This is a genomic window from Streptomyces sp. NPDC058985, from assembly GCF_042740985.1.
In the GTDB taxonomy this organism is placed as follows: domain Bacteria; phylum Actinomycetota; class Actinomycetes; order Streptomycetales; family Streptomycetaceae; genus Streptomyces.
In genome coordinates this window covers 101,076-119,406 of sequence record NZ_JBHYJX010000022.1, presented here as the reverse complement: position 1 = coordinate 119,406, position 18,331 = coordinate 101,076, and the positions used below count along the sequence as shown (strand labels likewise).

Annotated in this window: 18 protein-coding genes, 1 rRNA gene and 1 pseudogene; 15 read left to right on the top strand and 5 right to left on the bottom strand. The window is 71.2% G+C overall.

Features of this window, described 5'->3' with window-relative positions; genetic code table 11:
• The 9 genes from rrf to ACFW01_RS20790 form a co-directional block, all read left to right on the top strand.
• Window positions 1-95, top strand: a 5S ribosomal RNA gene (gene rrf, locus ACFW01_RS20830); the annotation flags it as partial.
• A 64-nt stretch (window positions 96-159) separates the two neighbouring features.
• Window positions 160-807 (top strand): HAD family hydrolase, encoded by a 648-nt coding sequence (locus ACFW01_RS20825; RefSeq protein ID WP_384505383.1) that lies wholly within the window; start codon window positions 160-162, stop codon window positions 805-807.
• A 78-nt stretch (window positions 808-885) separates the two neighbouring features.
• On the top strand, window positions 886-2,121 hold the full coding sequence (locus ACFW01_RS20820; RefSeq protein ID WP_384505380.1) for an MFS transporter: 1,236 nt from the start codon (window positions 886-888) through the stop codon (window positions 2,119-2,121).
• The gene (locus ACFW01_RS20815; RefSeq protein ID WP_384505377.1) at window positions 2,072-3,244 is read left to right on the top strand and encodes an acetoin utilization protein AcuC; all 1,173 of its coding nucleotides are present in this window, start codon (window positions 2,072-2,074) and stop codon (window positions 3,242-3,244) included. Before ACFW01_RS20820 ends, ACFW01_RS20815 begins: the two co-directional genes overlap by 50 nt.
• A 213-nt stretch (window positions 3,245-3,457) precedes the next feature.
• Window positions 3,458-4,273, top strand: coding sequence for a phosphatase (locus ACFW01_RS20810; RefSeq protein WP_234958179.1), 816 nt, complete (start codon window positions 3,458-3,460; stop codon window positions 4,271-4,273).
• Between the two features lie 129 nt (window positions 4,274-4,402).
• On the top strand, window positions 4,403-4,615 hold the full coding sequence (locus ACFW01_RS20805) for a helix-turn-helix domain-containing protein (protein WP_004984898.1): 213 nt from the start codon (window positions 4,403-4,405) through the stop codon (window positions 4,613-4,615).
• Between the two features lie 108 nt (window positions 4,616-4,723).
• Entirely contained in the window at window positions 4,724-4,822 is a 99-nt protein-coding gene (locus ACFW01_RS20800; RefSeq protein WP_003948845.1) for a 30S ribosomal protein bS22, read from the top strand.
• Between the two features lie 220 nt (window positions 4,823-5,042).
• On the top strand, window positions 5,043-6,104 hold the full coding sequence (locus tag ACFW01_RS20795) for an NAD-dependent epimerase/dehydratase family protein (protein WP_234958178.1): 1,062 nt from the start codon (window positions 5,043-5,045) through the stop codon (window positions 6,102-6,104).
• A gap of 14 nt (window positions 6,105-6,118) precedes the next feature.
• A complete protein-coding gene (locus ACFW01_RS20790; protein WP_234958177.1) occupies window positions 6,119-7,183 on the top strand; it encodes a lysophospholipid acyltransferase family protein in 1,065 nt (354 codons plus the stop codon).
• Between the two features lie 75 nt (window positions 7,184-7,258).
• Here the strand turns inward: ACFW01_RS20790 and ACFW01_RS20785 are convergent, their stop codons facing one another.
• The 3 genes from ACFW01_RS20785 to ACFW01_RS20775 form a co-directional block, all read right to left on the bottom strand.
• Window positions 7,259-8,503, bottom strand: a complete 1,245-nt coding sequence (locus ACFW01_RS20785) for a DUF5667 domain-containing protein (RefSeq protein ID WP_234958176.1) — start codon at window positions 8,501-8,503, stop codon at window positions 7,259-7,261.
• A 232-nt stretch (window positions 8,504-8,735) separates the two neighbouring features.
• A complete protein-coding gene (locus ACFW01_RS20780; RefSeq protein WP_161329793.1) occupies window positions 8,736-9,530 on the bottom strand; it encodes an ECF subfamily RNA polymerase sigma factor, BldN family in 795 nt (264 codons plus the stop codon).
• A gap of 329 nt (window positions 9,531-9,859) precedes the next feature.
• Window positions 9,860-10,789, bottom strand: coding sequence for an HAD family phosphatase (locus ACFW01_RS20775; protein WP_234958175.1), 930 nt, complete (start codon window positions 10,787-10,789; stop codon window positions 9,860-9,862).
• Window positions 10,790-10,894: 105 nt separating this feature from the next.
• Here ACFW01_RS20775 and ACFW01_RS20770 point away from each other — a divergent pair, with 105 nt between their 5' ends.
• From ACFW01_RS20770 to ACFW01_RS20750, 5 genes are all read left to right on the top strand, one after another.
• Window positions 10,895-11,245: a glutaredoxin family protein gene (locus ACFW01_RS20770; RefSeq protein ID WP_384505371.1), complete on the top strand. Its 351-nt coding sequence runs from the start codon at window positions 10,895-10,897 to the stop codon at window positions 11,243-11,245.
• A gap of 274 nt (window positions 11,246-11,519) precedes the next feature.
• Entirely contained in the window at window positions 11,520-12,284 is a 765-nt protein-coding gene (locus ACFW01_RS20765) for a redox-sensing transcriptional repressor Rex (RefSeq protein ID WP_234958173.1), read from the top strand.
• Window positions 12,281-13,993, top strand: coding sequence for a glutamyl-tRNA reductase (locus ACFW01_RS20760; RefSeq protein ID WP_234958172.1), 1,713 nt, complete (start codon window positions 12,281-12,283; stop codon window positions 13,991-13,993). Before ACFW01_RS20765 ends, ACFW01_RS20760 begins: the two co-directional genes overlap by 4 nt.
• On the top strand, window positions 13,990-14,949 hold the full coding sequence (gene hemC / locus ACFW01_RS20755) for a hydroxymethylbilane synthase (protein ID WP_234958171.1): 960 nt from the start codon (window positions 13,990-13,992) through the stop codon (window positions 14,947-14,949). Before ACFW01_RS20760 ends, hemC begins: the two co-directional genes overlap by 4 nt.
• Window positions 14,946-16,643 (top strand): uroporphyrinogen-III synthase, encoded by a 1,698-nt coding sequence (locus ACFW01_RS20750; RefSeq protein WP_384505365.1) that lies wholly within the window; start codon window positions 14,946-14,948, stop codon window positions 16,641-16,643. Before hemC ends, ACFW01_RS20750 begins: the two co-directional genes overlap by 4 nt.
• Window positions 16,644-16,690: 47 nt before the next feature.
• Here the strand turns inward: ACFW01_RS20750 and ACFW01_RS20745 are convergent, their stop codons facing one another.
• Both ACFW01_RS20745 and ACFW01_RS20740 read right to left on the bottom strand, forming a co-directional pair.
• Window positions 16,691-16,900 carry a DUF397 domain-containing protein gene (locus ACFW01_RS20745; protein WP_234958169.1) on the bottom strand — a complete coding sequence of 70 codons (210 nt, stop codon included), beginning with the start codon at window positions 16,898-16,900 and terminating at the stop codon, window positions 16,691-16,693.
• The gene (locus ACFW01_RS20740) at window positions 16,897-17,730 is read right to left on the bottom strand and encodes a helix-turn-helix transcriptional regulator (protein WP_384505362.1); all 834 of its coding nucleotides are present in this window, start codon (window positions 17,728-17,730) and stop codon (window positions 16,897-16,899) included. Before ACFW01_RS20740 ends, ACFW01_RS20745 begins: the two co-directional genes overlap by 4 nt.
• A gap of 162 nt (window positions 17,731-17,892) precedes the next feature.
• Between ACFW01_RS20740 and ACFW01_RS20735 the strand changes: the two are divergent.
• A pseudogene (locus ACFW01_RS20735) lies at window positions 17,893-18,329 on the top strand (ATP-binding protein).
• Window positions 18,330-18,331: the final 2 nt, after the last annotated feature.

Genomic DNA, 18,331 nt, shown 5'->3' with positions numbered 1-18,331 from the left:
AAACGCCCGGTTACATTCCGAACCCGGAAGCTAAGCCTTACAGCGCCGATGGTACTGCAGGGGGGACCCTGTGGGAGAGTAGGACGCCGCCGAACAATCATTGTATGAGAGCCCCGCACCGGGAACGGTGCGGGGCTTTCTGCGTTTAGGGTCGTTTCCATGCGCTACGACCTGGTTATCTTCGACAACGACGGCGTCCTCGTCGACAGTGAGCCGATCTCCAACCGGTTGCTGGCCGGCTATCTGACGGAGCTTGGCCACCCGACGTCGTACGACGACTCCATTCGGGACTACATGGGCTCCGCGATGCACCGGATCCATGAGCTGATCCTGGAGCGGACGGGTCGGCGGCTGCCCGCGGACTTCGACGACGAGTTCCACGGGCGGGTCTTCGCCGCCTTCGAGCGTGAACTGGAGCCCGTGCCCGGGGCCGTCGGTGTGCTGGAGAAGCTGGCCGCGGACAGAGTGGCGTACTGCGTGGCCTCGTCCGGGAGCCATGAGCGGATCCGGGTCGGGCACCGGAAGACCGGGCTGGACCGGTGGTTCGACGACGAGCGGATCTTCAGTTCGCAGGACGTGGGGCGGGGAAAGCCGGAGCCGGATCTGTTCCTGCACGCGGCGGAGCGGATGGGGGTGGCGCCGGGGCGGTGTGTCGTGATCGAGGACAGCCCACTGGGCGTGCGGGCCGCCGTCGCGGCAGGGATGGACGTGTACGGGTTCACCGCGATGACGCCGGCCTCGAAGCTGACCGGGGCCGGGCGGCTCTTCGGTGACATGGGGGAGCTGGCCGACCTGCTGGCCAGCTGACATCTTCCGTGAAGCTGAGGGGAATTCAGCTTTGGCTGGATCTACCCACGGGTAGGCCGGGGGCCTACGCTCGCCGCCATGACTGATGTGTTGCGGCGCGGCAGGGCTTCGCTCGCGTTCGGTTTCTTCGCCCAGGGCGTCGCCTTCGCCCTGCTGGTGACCCGGATTCCGGCCATTCAGGACCGGTACGGCGTCTCCGACGCGCTGCTGCCGGTGTTCCTCGCCGCGGTGCCGATCCTGGCCGGCGTCGGGAGTGTGGCGACCGAGCGTCTGGTGCGCCGCGTGCGGCCGAGCCGGGTGCTGCGCTGGTCCCAGCCGGTGGTGCTGCTGTCCCTGCTCGGCGCGGGGGCGGGGGACCGGATGGTGGTGCTGGCCGTGGCGCTGAGCGTCTTCGGGCTGGCCGTGGGAGCGCTGGACGCGTCGATGAACATGCTCGGCGTGAGTCTGCAACGGGCGTACGGGCGCAGCATCATGCTCGGGTTCCACGCCGCGTACAGCCTGGGCGGGATTCTCGGGGCCTCCCTTGCGTGGGTGGGGGCGCACTGGGATCTGGCGCTGTGGGTGTCGTATCTGCCGGTCGTCGTCCTGCTGTTGCCGGCGGCGCTGGTGGGGAGCCGCTGGTACGTCGACGGGGACCGGAGTGGTGCGGCGCGGGCGGCCGGGCCGGGCGGGGGCGGTGCGGGGGTCGGGTTCAAGCTGCTGCTGCCGCTGTGTCTGGTGATGACGTTCGCGTACATCGGGGACTCGACCGTCTCCAACTGGAGCGCGAAGTACCTCCAGGACGTGCTGGGGAGTTCGGAGCAGCTCGCGACCGTGCCGTACAACGTGTACATGGTGACCACGCTGGTCGGGCGGGCGGTCGGGGACTTCGGGGTGCGGCGGTTCGGGGCCGTGGCGGTGGTGCGGAGCGGGGCGGTCGTCGCGGCGGTGGGGTTCGCGGTGGTGGCGGGGGCGCCGGGGGCCTGGGTGGGGATGCTCGGGTTCACGCTGCTCGGGCTGGGGTTGTGCGTGCTGGTGCCGCAGACGTTCGCCGCGGCGGGGCGGCTCGCCACCGAGAAGTACGGTCCCGGGGCGTCGGACGCGGCGGTGGCGCGGCTCAACGTGTTCAACTACGTCGGCTTCCTGATCGGTTCGCCGTTGGTGGGAGCGCTCGGCGACGCCTGGAGCTACCGCGGGGCGATGCTCGTACCGATGGTGTTGGTGCTGGTGACGGTCGTGTACGCCCGGTCGTTCGAGAATCAACCGGACCGATACGGTGGCGGGCATGAGCGGCCGCGCACAGCTGATGTGGGACGAGGCAGTAACGGGCTATGACTTCGGGCCGGAGCACCCGATGGATCCGGTCCGGCTGGCCCTGACGCGAAGTCTGGTCGGTGCCCTCGGGCTCGACCGGGAGGTGGAGGTCGTCGCGGCGCGGTCGGCCGGCGAGTCGACGCTGCGGCTGGTGCACCGGCAGGACTACATCGACGCGGTGAAGGCGGCGTCGGTGGATCCGGGTGCGGCGGACGGGTCGTACGGGCTGGGGACCGTCGACGATCCTGCCTTCGCGCGGATGCACGAGGTGTCGGCGCTGATCGCGGGGCAGTCGGTGGGGGCGGCGGAGGCGGTCTGGCGCGGGCAGGCGTTGCACGCGGTGAACTTCGCGGGCGGACTGCACCACGCGATGCCGGGCGCGGCCTCCGGGTTCTGCGTGTACAACGACGCGGCGCTGGCGATCGCGCGGCTGCTGGAGCTGGGGGCCGAGCGGGTCGCGTACGTCGATGTGGACGTGCACCACGGGGACGGGGTGCAGGCGGCGTTCTGGGAGGACCCGCGCGTGCTGACGGTGTCGCTGCACGAGCATCCGCGGACGCTGTTCCCGCAGACCGGGTGGCCCGAGGAGACGGGCGCGGAGTGCGCCGAGGGGTCGGCGGTGAACATCGCCCTGCCGGCGGGGACCGGGGACGCGGGGTGGGTGCGGGCGTTCCACGCGGTGGTGCCGGAGGTGCTCGCGGACTTCCGGCCGCAGGTGCTGGTGACGCAGCACGGGGCGGACACGCACTTCGAGGATCCGCTGGCGCATCTCGCGGTGTCGCTGGACGCGCAGCGGGCGGTGCAGGTGGCGTGTCACGAGCTGGCGCACGCGTACGCCGGGGGGCGGTGGGTGGCCCTGGGAGGGGGCGGGTACGCCGTGGTGGATGTGGTGCCCCGGTCGTGGGCGCATCTGGTGGGGATCGCGGCGGGGCGGCCGGTGGAGCCGGAGACGGTGATCCCGGAGGGGTGGCGGCAGGAGGTGTTCGCGCGGACGCGGCAGTTGGGACCGATGCGGATGACCGATGGGCGGTGGCCGGTGGGGTGGGCCCCGTGGGAGGAGGGGTACGATCCCGCGGATCGGTTGGATCAGGCGGTGGTGGCGGCTCGGCGGGCGGTGTTTCCGTTGCGGGGGTTGTTGGCGTGACGTCTGGTCGCCGCGCGGTTCGGTGATCCGGCGTCGGTGTGGGCCGGGGGTGGGTGTCGCAGCCCGGCGTGGCGGGGTGCCGCTCTCTTTGGGACGGGTGCCGCCCCAGCGGCACGACTGCCCGCAGCTGGGAGGCTGCGGGGTTACGCCGTCCGTGGGTCGGTTGCCCGGTTTTGCCGCCTGGAAGGGGTATGACCCGGCAGCATCAGGTGGGTGCTGACCCGTGGAGCTCTTCGGGCTCATTTGCTGGACGTGCGGCTTGCCGGGGTGGTGGCGACTGCTCGGGAGGTGAGTCTGCGGAGTTACCGGTTGTTCGCTGCGCGGGATCCCCGGGTGCTGATCGGGATCGACCCGGTGAGGGACTGGGGGCACCGGGAGCTGGTCGCGCTGATGGCGGAGAGGTGTGGGGTCTCGGCCGATCCGCGGGATACTTCGGGCCAGGACGTGATCGACCCCGAGCGGACCCTCGCGGCGCTGGACGCCTTCGCGGGCAGGCTCGCCGCCGTCGCTCAGCGTCGCGCCCCGGTCCTCCTCGGCACGGGGCATCCGCACCGACTGCTTGGTTTCTACGTCGCCTTGGCCCAGGCGTTGTCGGCGGCGGGATGTACTGTCCTCACCCCGGCGCAGGGTCGCTGTGTCGACATAACGACCCGGTTCGGTCTACGCACGCACCGCCTCGCCTACGTCCGGGGCGTCGCGTTGCTGCGAGCGGACGGCGACGGTCGCGCCGGTGGTGAGCCGGGCGCACACACCCACTCGCCGCTCCCGGTTCGTACCGCGCTGGCCGCCGCGGCCGAGGGAGGCGGACCGCTGCCCGAGCTGGTGATCGGGGATCACGGGTGGGTCTGCGGGGCAGGTCAGCTGGGGTTCGAGGCCATCGGGCCGGCCGATACGGACGATCCCGCGCTCTTCGTCGGCCAGGCCGAGGGGGTCGTGTCCGTCGTCGTTCCACTTGATGACGCTGTGCGCTCCGAGTACTACAGACCGCTCACCCGCTACGTACTCAATCGGGCGTGTCTGTCACGGTAGGGAAGCGATGGGTGCACCTCTTCCCCATTCGCATCACCCGCCCCTACATTGGGGAGTGAGCACGCAGCGACGAAGAGTCACCGGAAGGGGAAGCCGGTGGCCGTCGAGTGCGGAAGGTTCAGGTGTGTCATGGCTGCAGCTGGCGAAAGGCCTCTGAACGAGGTTCAGTTCCTTACCGTGGCGGAAGTCGCCTCGGTGATGCGCGTGTCCAAGATGACCGTGTACCGGTTGGTGCACAGCGGTCATCTGCCCGCGATCCGGGTGGGACGGTCGTTCCGCGTCCCGGAGCAAGCGGTTCACGAGTACCTCCGCGAGAGTTACGTGGGGGTGGAAACGGCCTGACGGCCTCGATTACGACCTCAGCGCTCGGGCGGGTAGGCTGGCCCCTCGTAGGTCGTGTGGGCCCATGGCGCTCACCAACCGAGTGATGAGAAGTGAGCGAGGGTAGTCGTGGGCTCTGTTATCAAGAAGCGGCGCAAGCGGATGGCCAAGAAGAAGCACCGCAAGCTGCTCAAGCGCACGCGCGTTCAGCGTCGCAACAAGAAGTAGGCGACGCTGCGCCGTCAGCGTGTCCTGTGGCCCCCCACCGCATCCGGTGGGGGGCCACAGTCGTATTCCGGTGACCGGGAACCCGGCGCGGGACGGGACCGCGAATTCTCGTCACCTGCTGCATCCGGCGGTCATCACAGCGCAACACCGACCGGCTAAGTTGGCCGGCGGGCGGGGAAGGCGGCAGGGTACGCAGTAGGGCGGAAGGAAGGCGCGGATCTTGGGCAAGGTCGTGCTCGTGACCGGAGTGGCCCGGCACCTCGGGGGCCGGTTCGTCCGGCGTATCCAGCGAGATCCCGACGTGGACCGGGTCGTGGGCGTGGACGCCGTCCCGCCGGAGCACCATCTGGGCGGCGCCGAGTTCGTGCAGGCCGACATCCGGCAGTCGGCGATCGGGCGGGTGCTGGCCGAGACGGGTGCCGACACGGTCGTGCACATGGACGTCACGGGCACACCGCTGGTCAGCGGCAGTCGTACGTCGGTCAAGGAGACCAACGTCATCGGCACGATGCAGCTGCTCGGGGCCTGCCAGAAGTCGCCGACCGTGCAGCGCCTGGTGGTGAAGTCCAGTACGAACGTCTACGGGTCCGCGCCGCGCGACCCGGCCGTCTGCACCGAGACCACCGCGCCCAAGTCCCTGCCCAGCGGCGGCTTCGCCAAGGACGCGGTCGAGGTCGAGGGGTATGTGCGGGGCTTCGCGCGCCGTCGACCGGACGTGGCGGTGACGGTGCTGCGGTTCGCCAACATCCTGGGTCCGGACGCGGGTACGCCGCTCGCCTCGTACCTCGGGCTGCCGGTGCTGCCGACGGTGTTCGGGTACGACCCCCGGCTGCAGTTCGTGCACGAGGACGACGTGATCGAGGTGCTGCGGATCTCCTCGCACGAGCCGCGGCGGGGGACGCTGAACAGCGGGACCTTCAACATCGCCGGCGACGGCGTGCTGCTGCTGTCGCAGTGCTCGCGGCGGCTGGGGCGCCCCACGGTGCCGCTGCCGCTGCCGGCGGTCACCTGGGCGGGCACGCTCGTGCGTACGCTGGGGATGACGGACTTCTCCCCCGAGCAGATCCGGCTGCTCACCCACGGTCGGGTGGTGGACACCACGCAGATGCGCGAGACGCTGGGTTTTCGGCCGAAGTACACGACGGCCGGAGCGTTCGCGGACTTCGCGCGCAGCCGCGGTGCCGGGCTGCTGCCGCCGGAGGCCCTCGCGGGGGCCGTCGACCGGATCGCGGAGTTGTCCCGGCGGGGCGACGGCCACCTTCCGACGCAGAGCGCCAACTGAGGAGCGCATCAACGATGGCGGACGCCAAGGTCATTCCGTTCGACGACGACCGGTCGCGGGGGAGCGGCGCGGGGGGTGCGAGCGGCGGTAACGCGGTACCGCGTCCGGCGCGGCGCCGCGGTGCGGGAGGCCGGCGCAAGGGCGCGGAGCCGGCGCCGGTGCGGGAGGTGCAGCCCCTGCCCGTGCGGGGGGCCGCGGAGCAGGACGGCGACGTCCCCGTGGAGCCGGAGGACGCGGACGGCGGCCTGGAGCAGCGGATCGCGGGTGGGCTGGCCTTCCTGCGCCGTCGTCTCACCGGGGAGTACGAGGTCGACGACTTCGGGTACGACGCCGAACTGACCGACCAGGTGCTGATGTCGCTGCTGCGGCCGGTGTACGAGAAGTACTTCCGGGTCGAGGTGAAGGGCGTCGAGAACATCCCGGCCGAGGGCGGTGCGCTGATCGTCGCCAACCACTCCGGGACGCTGCCGCTGGACGGGCTGATGATGCAGGTCGCCGTGCACGACCACCATCCGGCGGACCGGCATCTGCGGCTGCTGGCGGCGGACCTGGTGTTCGTGCTGCCGGTGGTCAACGAGCTGGCGCGGAAACTCGGGCACACGCTGGCCTGCGCGGAGGACGCCGAGCGGCTGCTGGCGCAGGGCGAGCTGGTCGGGGTGATGCCGGAGGGCTTCAAGGGCATCGGCAAGCCGTTCGGCGAGCGCTACAAGCTGCAGCGGTTCGGGCGGGGCGGTTTCGTCTCCACGGCCCTGCGGCAGGGGGCGCCGATCATTCCGTGCTCGATCGTCGGGGCGGAGGAGATCTACCCGATGATCGGCAACTCCAAGACCCTGGCGCGGCTGCTGGGCTTCCCGTACTTCCCGCTGACGCCGACGTTCCCGTGGCTGGGCCCGTTGGGCGCGGTCCCGCTGCCGACGAAGTGGACGATCCAGTTCGGCGAGCCGATCCCGACGGACGGGTACGCGCCGGAGGCGGCGGAGGATCCGATGCTGATGTTCAACCTGACGGACCAGGTCAGGGAGCAGATCCAGCACACGCTCTACAAGCTGCTCGTGCAGCGGCGGTCGGTGTTCTTCTGAGCGGAGTTCTCCCGAGCGGAGTTCCTCCGAGCGGCGGTGGGGTGCCCCCTGTTTCCAGGGAGCACCCCACTCGTGTCAGTCCGCGTCCTCCGCCTCGATGCCCAGGCCGGGCAGGAGGCCCGGGAGGAGAGGCGGGAGGGTGACGTCCGGCTCGGCGGGCGGGGTGTTGTCGCCCGTCGACGGGGAGGCGGGGCGGGAGTCCTCCTTGGGCGGGTCGAGCAGGCCGCCGGTGCCGCCGCCGAGGAGTCCGTCGTCCTCGCGGCCGGAGTCGGACGACTCGCTGGGACCGCGGCTGTCGGTGCGGCCGCGGTCGGACGTCCCGGAGTCGCCGGTGCCGGGGGCCGGCGAGCGGTCGGTGCCGGGCGGGTCCGTGGTCGCCGGGCCGGAGCCGCCTGGGCGGCCGTCGGTGCCGCGGTCCTCGTCCGGGGAGGGCGGCCGGGGCAGCATCGACTGCAGCGGGGCCACGTCGTCGTCTATGGCGTCGAACACCGACGACACCTGCTCACTGACGTCCCCCAGCTGCACGGGCAGCCGCTCGCGCAGCGCTCCCCAGGCCTCCCGGTGGGAACGGGAGAAGGAGGAGAGGGCCTGCATGGGGGCCAGCGAGTCGGGGTCGTGGGCGTAGGCCGCGCTGAGCAGGCGGTGTCCCTCGGAGGCGTCGTGCCGCATGCCGGAGAGGGCACGGCGGATCTCGTTGAGCGACTCGTGGTCGAGGGGGCCGCTGCGGCCGCGCTCCATCAGCCGTCGCGCCTCGCTGAGCCGGGTCGACGCCCGGTCCAGGTAGGCGCGGCCGCGCTCGTCGTTGCCGTCGGCCAGGCCGAGGCGGAAGTCCTCTATGCCGCGCTTGAGGCCGTACAGCGAGTCGCCGGGCAGGGCGTCCGAACTGGCGGCGGCGACTCCGCCGAAGGCACCCGCGGCCACGCTCACGCTCAGTCCGCCCGCGGTGAGGCCCTTGGCCAGCCGCGAACGGGGCCGGAACCTGCTCAGCGGGGCCGCCCGGTGGCTGCCGCGCGCCCGGCGTTGCTCCGGGACCGATGTGTCCCCCGCCCCAGCGCCCGCGGTGCCCTCCTGCAGCATGGCCTCGAACGCGGCCACCAGCTGGGCCCGCTGGACGACCTTGACCTCGGGGTCCAGCTGCGGCCGGGGCAGTGTCTCCAGACCCTGCGCGAGGGTCACCAGACGACCCTGCTCGGTCGGATCCGCGGTGGCCCCGGCGGTCGCCGGTCCTCCGGGCTGCTCGGCCGCCCCGGGATCGGACTGCTCCTCCAGAGCCTGGGCGAAGGCGTTCGCCCGCCGGTGTGCCGATACGTTCGCGATCACTGGCGGCACCTCCTCTCGCTCTCGTCATGACGGTCGACTCCCCAGGGGGTCCTGAGGGTTGCACGCCCCGATCGGAACCATCCGATCGGGTGATCGGAGTCGGCCGGGGAGTGACCACAGGGAGCCTGCATCCCGCACAACGAGCGGCGCGGCACTTGGGTTACGGACGGTGGATGATCTGACCGCTGTCCCAACCGACTTTCACCGATGGTGATTTGGAAAACGCGGAGGGTCAGCGGGCGTCGTCCGGGAGCAGCCGGGCGAGGGTGCGCACGGCGCGGTACTGGAGCGTCTTGATGGCGCCCTCGTTCTTGCCCATGACACGGGCGGTCTCGGCGACCGAGAGACCCTGGAGGAATCGCAGCGTGACGCACTCCTGCTGCTGCGGGTTGAGCCGTCGTACCGCCTCCAGCAGGGCGGCGTTGGAGAGCGATTCGAGGACGGAGTCCTCGGGGGACCGCTCGACCTCGTTGGCGTCGAGCATCTCGCCGGTGGTGACCTCCAGCCGGAAGCGGCTGGACTTGAAGTGGTCGGCGACGAGGTTGCGGGCGATGGTCACCAGCCAGGCGCCGAAGTCACGGCCCTGCCACGTGAAGGTGCCGATGCGCCTGAGGGCCCGCAGAAAGGTCTCGCTGGTGAGGTCCTCGGCGGTCGCCTTGCCGCCCACGCGGTAGTAGATGTAGCGGTAGACGGTGTCGCTGTACTGGTCGTAGAGCCGGCCGAAGGCGTCGGCCTCACCGGCCTGGGCGCGTTCGACCAGGTCCATCATGCGGGCGCTGTCGCTGTCCGCGGCGGGGCGGCGGTGGGTGGTGGCGGCGGTCCCGGACGAGGACGACCGCGCGCGTCTGCCGACGGCGGCGCTTCCTTCGGCCAGTGCGTAGCACGGACCGGCGGGCGCGGCGGCGGCGGCGAGGGCGGGGACGGTGTACGCGGTGGGGACGAGGCCGCGCAGGAGGTCTTGGGCCGATTTGACCGTTGCGCGCAGCGTAGCCAGGCCCGAGGCGTCAACCCCGACGTGTGGGTACACGGGACTCCCAGAGGCAGAGCTTGCATCACGTGCAGTTCGGAACCTGTCACCCGTCGTAGCGAAGGTGGGGTACCGGAATGCGTCTGAGGAGAATAACGCTTCGTACAGGCACTGCTACGCCCAGTTGCTCAAATCATCGATTACGTCGCTTCTGTGCCCGATTGACGCTCGATCAGATGCAGCAAAGTGATCAGTGAATGACCGAAACGGTTCGGGTTCCTTGTTGCTACAGAGCGTGTTGTGGCCGATGTGAGGAAGTGTGGGGAACCGGGACTGGAGAGGGCGTCCCGCGGGTACGTCACATGGCTCGGGTCATCACATGACTCGGGTCAGCGGCGGCGGCGGTGCAGCGCGATGGCCGCCGCGGTGCCGCCCGCCACCGCGCCGACGCCCGCGGCCGCGGGGATGCCGACCTTCGCCGCCTTGCGGCCGGTGCGGTAGTCGCGCAGGCGCCACTCCAGATCCCGGGCGTGCTTGCGCAGCTTGGAGTCGGGGTTGATCGCGTACGGGTGTCCGACCAGCGACAGCATCGGGATGTCGTTGTGCGAGTCGCTGTAGGCGGCGCAGCGGGAGAGGTCCAGGTGCTCGGCCGTGGCCAGCGCCCGTACCGCCTCGGCCTTCGCCGGGCCGTGCAGGGGCTCGCCGACCAGCTTGCCGGTGTAGACGCCGCCGATGGACTCGGCCACCGTGCCGAGCGCGCCGGTCAGGCCGAGGCGGCGGGCGATCACCTGGGCGATCTCCACCGGGGCCGCCGTGACCAGCCAGACCTTCTGTCCGGCGTCCAGGTGGGCCTGGGCGAGGGCGCGGGTGCCGGGCCAGATCCGCTCGGCCATGTACTCGTCGTAGATCTCCTCGCCGATCGACTTCAGCTCGGAGACGCGGTGGCCCTTGACGATCGACAGCGCGGAGTCGCGGGCGTCCTGCATGTGCTCCGGGTCCTCGAGCCCGGCCAGCCGGAAGTACGCCTGCTGCCAGGCGAACCGGGCGAGGTCGCGGGTCTCGAAGAACTTCCGCTTGTACAGGCCCCGGCCGAAGTGGAAGATCGCGGCGCCCTGCATCACGGTGTTGTCGAGGTCGAAGAAGGCCGCCGCGCGGTCGTCGCCGTGGACCGGGAACTCCGGTTCCGCGCCGGAGCCGGTCGCGGTCTCCGGTGTGGCCTCGGCGGACTTGCGGGCTGCCTCCGCCGAGGCCTCGCCTGCCAACACGCTCCGCGCCGTGGCGGAGCGCCTACGGGGAGAGAGCCATCCGAGAGCGGCCATGCCCGTGAGCATAGCCATTTTGTTCGGAGGCTTCGGAGTCGAGAGGTTCGCAGGCTGTGAACTCTGGACGACCGGGTCGTTAAAGGGCGCGGGAGAATGGCCGGCATGAGTCCCCTCTTCCGCCGAAAGCCCGCGCAGGCATCGCAGCCCCCGCAGCCCCCGCAGACCCCGGGGGCCCCGCACTCCGCCCAGTCCCCTGAGCATTCCGAGAACCATCTCGTCACCCTCATCCGCAAACCCGGCTGTCACCTGTGTGATGACGCACAGCTCGTCGTGGAGAAGGTCTGTGCCGACCTGGGTGTCCCCTGGGAGGGGAAGGACATCACCCAGGACCGCCGACTGCACGACCAGTACTGGGAGCAGATTCCGGTCGTCCTGGTCGACGGCAGGCAGCACACCTTCTGGCGTGTGAACGAGGAACGGCTGCGCAAGGCACTGACCGACCAGTCCAAGTAGTCCGTATGGTCGCTTAGGATCGATGGTGACCAGGTCTCGGGGGCGTTGATCGTGAGGAGCGTGTACGGCTTTGCCCCCGATGAGTGAGGAACGAGGGTGCGTGTGCGCCGGTTCCCGTCCCGTGCGCCGGGGGCGCGTGACCCCGGTCACGTTGGCCGGGCAAATCGGACACCATCTTTGTGCACGCGTTCACAAAGACATAGCCTGCATTCGACGGGGCGGTCATGTAGGGACGTATGACCGCCTACAGCCCCGCTCTACCCGCAGGAGCACCGTGGCAACTGGCCGAACACACCGACCGGCGACCCGCAGCCGAGGGATTCCCGAGGCCACCGTCGCCAGGCTTCCGCTGTACCTCCGCGCCCTCACCGCGCTCTCCGAGCGCTCGGTGCCCACGGTCTCCTCCGAGGAGCTGGCGGCCGCGGCCGGGGTCAACTCCGCGAAGCTCCGCAAGGACTTCTCCTACCTCGGCTCCTACGGGACCCGGGGCGTCGGGTACGACGTCGAGTATCTCGTCTACCAGATCTCCCGTGAACTCGGCCTCACCCAGGACTGGCCGGTTGTGATCGTCGGAATCGGTAACCTCGGTGCCGCCCTCGCCAACTACGGCGGGTTCGCCTCCCGCGGATTCCGGGTCGCCGCGCTCATCGACGCCGATCCGGGGATGGCCGGAAAGCCCGTGGCCGGCATCCCGGTGCAGCACACGGACGAGCTGGAGAAGATCATCGACGACGACGGTGTGTCGATCGGCGTGATCGCGACCCCCGCCGGCGCCGCCCAGCAGGTCTGCGACCGGCTCGTGGCCGCCGGTGTCACCTCCATCCTGAACTTCGCGCCGACCGTGCTGAACGTCCCCGAGGGCGTCGACGTGCGCAAGGTCGACCTCTCCATCGAGCTGCAGATCCTCGCCTTCCACGAGCAGCGCAAGGCCGGCGAGGAGGCCGTGGCCGACGGCGTCGTACCGCCCGCCGTCGCCCGCAAGCAGCGCCCCACCGACCAGGGACCCGACGGGGACGTACCCGCCGTGATGCCGGCATGAGCCTCCTCGTCGTCGGTCTGAGCCACCGCAGCGCCCCCGTCAGCGTCCTGGAGCGGGCGTCGCTCGGCGAGGACGCGCAGCTCAAGCTGGTGCAGGACACGGTCGCCGCCGAACCGGCCGCCGAGGCCGCGGTGCTGGCCACCTGCAACCGCATCGAGCTGTACGCCGACGTGGACAAGTTCCACGCCGGTGTCGCCGAGCTGTCCACGCTGCTCGCCCAGCACAGCGGGGTCGGCCTGGAGGAGCTCACTCCCCATCTCTACGTGCACTACGAGGACCGCGCCGTCCACCACCTGTTCTCGGTGGCCTGCGGGCTCGACTCGATGGTGGTCGGCGAGGGGCAGATCCTCGGCCAGATAAAGGACTCCCTGGCCCGCGCCCAGGACCTGCACACCGCCGGCCGGCTCCTGAACGACCTGTTCCAGCAGGCGCTCAGGGTCGGCAAGCGCGCCCACTCCGAGACCGGCATCGACCGCGCCGGGCAGTCCCTGGTCACCTTCGGCCTGGAGCAGCTGTCCGCGGGTGCCGACCCGCAGACCTGGGCGCAGGGCAAGAAGGCCCTGGTCATCGGCGCCGGCTCGATGTCGTCGCTGGCCGCCGCGACGCTGGCCCGGGCCGGGGTCGCCGAGATCGTGGTCGCCAACCGCACCTTCGCGCGCGCCGAGCGCCTCGCACAGATCCTCTCCGAGGGCGACGACACGGACGTGCTGGCCCGCGCGGTACCGATGGACGCGGTGCCGTTCGAGCTGACACGTGCGGACGTGGCCGTCTCCTGCACCGGTGCGACCGGTCTCGTCCTCACGGCCGACTCCGTCGCCGCGACGGTGGAGGCCCGTACCGGCGCCCCCGCGGCCGCGGCCGGCCCCATCGGCGTACGGGACGAGCCGGAGGCCGCCGCCACTCCGCTGCCGTCCCCGGGTGCCGCCGCCGACGAGAACTGCCCGCTCGACCTGTCCGCCGTGCCGACCGGTTTCTCCGTCATGGGGGAGGCCGCCGTGGCCGGGATGGACGCGGCGACGCTGGAGCAGCACGGGGCCTGGGCCGCGGGCGGTGCGGCGGTGGACCGGCCGCGCGAGACCGGGCGGCCGGGGCCCGAGGCGGACGCCGAGCTGATCGGCGCGCTGGCCGCGACCGCCGCGAGCGTCGGCCGGATCCCCGAGCGCCGCCGGCCCGAGCCGGTCGCCGAGGTGCCGCGCCCGCAGCCCGTGCTCTTCCTCCTCGACCTCGCCATGCCGCGCGACATCGACGCCGCCGTGCACCGGCTGGCCGGGGTGCGCCTGGTCGACATCGAGTCCCTCGCCGACGCCTCCGCCGACGCGCCGATGGCCGCCGACGTCGACACGGTCCGCCGCATCGTCGGCGACGAGGTCGCGGCCTTCGGCGCCGCCCAGCGCGCCGCGCACATCACGCCCACCGTGGTCGCGCTGCGCAGCATGGCCGCCGAGGTGGTGGCCGGTGAGATCGCCCGCCTCGAAGGGCGGCTGCCCGGCCTCGACGGCAAGCACCGCGCCGAGATCACCCAGACCGTCAAGCGTGTGGTCGACAAGCTGCTGCACGCGCCGACGGTACGGGTCAAGCAGCTCGCGGCCGAGCCCGGCGGCGCCGGGTACGCGGACGCGCTGCGCACCCTGTTCGACCTCGACCAGGAGACGGTGGCCTCCGTCTCCCGCGCCGAGAACAGCACTGAGAAGAACCGAGGGCCGGCATGACTGAGAAGGCACTGAGGCTGGGGACGAGGCGGAGCAAGCTCGCCATGGCCCAGTCCGGGCAGGTGGCGGACGCCGTGAGCCAGGTGACCGGTCGGCCCGTTGAGCTGGTCGAGATCACCACGTACGGGGACGTCTCGCGGGAACAGCTGGCGCAGATCGGCGGCACGGGCGTGTTCGTCGCCGCGCTGCGCGAGGCGCTGCTGCGAGGCGAGGTGGACTTCGCGGTTCACTCGCTCAAGGACCTCCCCACCGCGCAGCACGAGGGCCTGGTGGTGGCCGCCGTACCGGAGCGCGAGGACCCGCGGGACGTGGTCGTCGCCCGGGACGCGCGCAAGCTGACCGACCTCCCGCGCGGGGCGCGCATAGGCACCGGCGCGCCGCGCCGCATGGCGCAGCTCAACGCGTACGCCCGTACCCACGGGACGGAGATCGAGACGGTCCCGATCCGGGGCAACGTCGACACCCGCATCGGATACGTCCGCAGCGGGGAGCTGGACGCCGTCGTGCTGGCCGCCGCCGGACTGAACCGGGTGGGCCGCAGCGACGAGGTGACCGACTTCCTGTCGGTCGACACGGTTCTGCCCGCCCCCGGCCAGGGGGCACTGGCGATCGAGTGCGCGGCGGACAACGCCTCGCTGATCGCCGCGCTCGGCGAACTCGACGACCCGTTCACGCGGGTCGCCGTAACGGCCGAGCGGTCACTGCTCGCCGCCCTGGAGGCCGGCTGCAGCGCCCCTGTGGGCGCCTTGGCCGACCTTCTGGCCGACGGGCAGACTGTCAAGGAAATGCGCCTGCGCGGCGTCGTCGGCACGACCGACGGCTCGACGCTGGTGCAGCTGTCCACCACCGGTCCCGTGCCCGAGACGCACGAGGCGGCGCTGGCATTCGGTCGCGAACTCGCCACCGAGATGCTCGCCCAGGGCGCGGCCGGTCTGATGGGGGAGCGAGCACATTGAGCCCCACCGCCTTTCCCGCCGGTCCGGAACACGGGCACGTCACCTTCCTGGGTGCCGGACCCGGAGATCCGGGACTGCTGACTCTGCGCGCCGTGGAGGCGCTGGCGCACGCGGACGTCCTCGTCGCCGAGCACGAGGTGCTCGACGTCGTACGCACGCATGCGCGGCAGGGCGTGTCCGAAGTGCACACGGATGCCGATCCGTCGGATCCGGGCACAGGCGCGCCCCAGCTGAAGGTAGTTGACGGAGCGTCAACGACCTCGGGCGTCCCCGCTGTGCGGGATGCCGCACATCTTGTCATGGAGGCCGCGCGGGGCGGCAGGCGGGTCGTGCGTGCGGTGACCGGGGACCCCGGGCTCGACGCCTACGCCGCCGAGGAGATGCTGGCGTGCGCCGCGGCCGGGGTGCCCTTCGAGGTGGTCCCCGGTATCGCGAACGCCGTCGGCGTGCCCGCGTACGCCGGTGTGCCGCTGCGGGACGCCGAGGGCGCCGACGTGCGGTTCGTGGACGCCCGTACGGCTTCCGGCCGGTGCTGGACCGAGGTCGGTGCCTCGGACGGCACGGTCGTGGTCTCGACGACGCTGGACTCGGTGGCCGCGGCCGCCGGTGAGCTGGTGTCGGCGGGCCGCAAGCCGGACACGCCGCTGACGGTGACGATCGCCGGTACGACGACCAGGCAGCGCACCTGGACCGCGACGCTGGGCACGATCGCCCAGAGCCTGAAGCAGGCGAAGGTGCTGCCGTCCCCGGACGGTGGCCGCCCGGTGATAGCCGTGGTCGGCGAGCGTTCCGCCGCCGCCCGGCGCGACCAGTTGTCGTGGTTCGAGTCCAAGCCGCTGTTCGGCTGGAAGGTCCTCGTGCCGCGGACGAAGGAGCAGGCGGCGTCGCTCTCCGACCAGCTGACGTCCTACGGCGCCGTGCCGCACGAGGTCCCGACCATCGCGGTGGAGCCGCCGCGCACCCCGCAGCAGATGGAGCGGGCGGTCAAGGGCCTGGTCACGGGCCGCTACGAGTGGATCGCGTTCACCTCGGTCAACGCGGTGAAGGCGGTCCGGGAGAAGTTCGAGGAGTACGGGCTCGACGCCCGTGCCTTCGCCGGGATCAAGGTCGCCGCGGTGGGCGAGCAGACGGCCAACGCGCTGATCGCCTTCGGCGTGAAGCCGGACCTGGTGCCGAGCGGCGAGCAGTCGGCGGCCGGTCTGCTGGAGGACTGGCCGCCGTATGACCCGGTCTTCGACCCGATCGACCGTGTCTTCCTGCCGCGCGCCGACATCGCCACCGAGACCCTCGTCGCCGGGCTGATCGAGCTGGGCTGGGAGGTCGACGACGTCACCGCCTACCGCACGGTGCGCGCCTCGCCGCCGCCGGCCACGACCCGGGAGGCGATCAAGGGCGGCGGCTTCGACGCGGTGCTCTTCACGTCGTCGTCCACGGTCCGCAACCTGGTCGGCATCGCGGGCAAGCCGCACAACGTCACGGTGATCGCGTGTATCGGCCCGGCGACGGCCAAGACGGCCGAGGAGCACGGCCTGCGGGTCGACGTCATGGCTCCGGAGCCGTCGGTGCTGAAGCTGGCGGAGGCCCTGGCCGACTTCGGCAACCGGCGCCGCGCGGCGGCCGTGGAGGCCGGCGACCCGGTGACCCGGCCGAGCGAACGGCGGCCGGGGGCGCGCAGACGGCGGTCTTCGACGTGAGGTGAGGCGGGGCGCTCCTTCGGGGGTGCCCCGCACTGTTCGTTCCGTCAGCGCCCGGAGGCGTACGGCAGGAAGGTCGCCCAGGCGGCTGAGGTGAGGTCGAGGCGGGGGCCTGCGGGGTTCTTGGAGTCGCGGACGAGGACGTGGCTCTCGTCCGGGGTGGCCACCTCGACGCAGTCGGGGCCCTCGTCCGTGCTGTAGCTGCTTTTTATCCACGCGAACGTGGGCTCGGCACTGAAGCAGGGCTTGAGGGTCATGTCTCTCCAAGCACAGTCTCGATGAGGGCCGTTGACTCCCGTGTGCTGAGAGCCTGTGCCCGGATGTTCCCATAACGCATTTCGAGGAGCTGCACTTCCTTCGGGTCCGCGATGACCCGGCTGATGTGCTGCACCTCGACGTGCCCGACCGTCGTGCCGTCCTTCAGCCTGAGCAGTCTGAACGACCCGGCGAGCCCGGGGTTCTCCTCGTGCCCCAGCGGAAGGACTTGCAGGTCGATGTTGGGGTACTTGGCGGCCTCCAGCAATCGCTCCAACTGCCCGCGCATAACCGCTTGGCCCCCCATGGGGCGGCGGAGTGTCGACTCGCACTGAACGAAGGTGAAGAGGGGACGCGCGGCCCCTTCGCCGACGATCTCCTGACGGGCCACTCTGGCCGACAGCCGTTGTTCGAGTTCGTCTGCGGTGAAAGGCGGTCGACGTGCGCTGAATACCGCTCGTGCGTATGCCTGCGTCTGCAACAACCCGTGAACGACCGAGTTGTTGTACGCCCCCAGCTCAACCGCTTCGCCCTCCAACCTCTTCAGATCTCGTACCTTCTTCGGGTACCGGACCTCCGCCACGTCCTGCTTGAGGGCCGCGATCTTTCCGCCCGCACCGAGCGCCTCATCTGCCGCGTCCAGATACTCCGGCCGAGGAATCCGCCGCCCCCGCTCCACCGAGGACACCAGCTCCTCCCCGTACCCGATCGCCACCCCGAACTCCGCCTGGGTGAGCCCGGCCGACTCCCGCCACAGCTTCAGTTGCCGTACGACGGTCCGCATCACCGCCCCGGCCTCTTCGTCGTCCAGCCCCGCTTCCCACTCACTCATGCCGCCGCCCTCCCACCGCGCGCCGTTCCCCGGACCAACTTCCGGCCTCCGCGACCGGTCACCCCGGGCAGCCCGGACGGAACCGGACGCTCCACGGACAGACACCGACCGCACGGGCCACCTGCCTTCACAGCGTATGCGCGCATGAACACGCTGGGTGACATGAATCAAGGGATCTCCACCCAGCGCGTTCCGTTGCGTCAGTTCTCGGTGCCGCTGTCGGCTACGCGCCGTGGCGCGAGACTTGCCCGGCTGCTCGCGACCGAGAAACTGCTCGCGTGGGAGCTGCCGTTGGACCCGGCCGGCTGATCGTGGCCGAACTCGCGACGAACGCCGCCCTGCACGGACGCGTCCCCGGCCGGAGCTTCCGGCTCGCGCTCTCCGTCATCCCGCCGGGCACCCTGCGCATCGAGGTGACCGACACCCGCGGTGACCGCCTGCCGGTCAGCCCCCGGACGACCGTTGGCGCGGACGCGAACACGGACGCGGAGTCGGGTTACGGGCTGCTTCTCGTCGAGGAGCTGGCGGACCGCTGGGGCGTTCGGTGCGGGCCGGTGCCGTCCAAGACCGTGTGGGCTGAGCTGGAAGTTGCACCCTGACA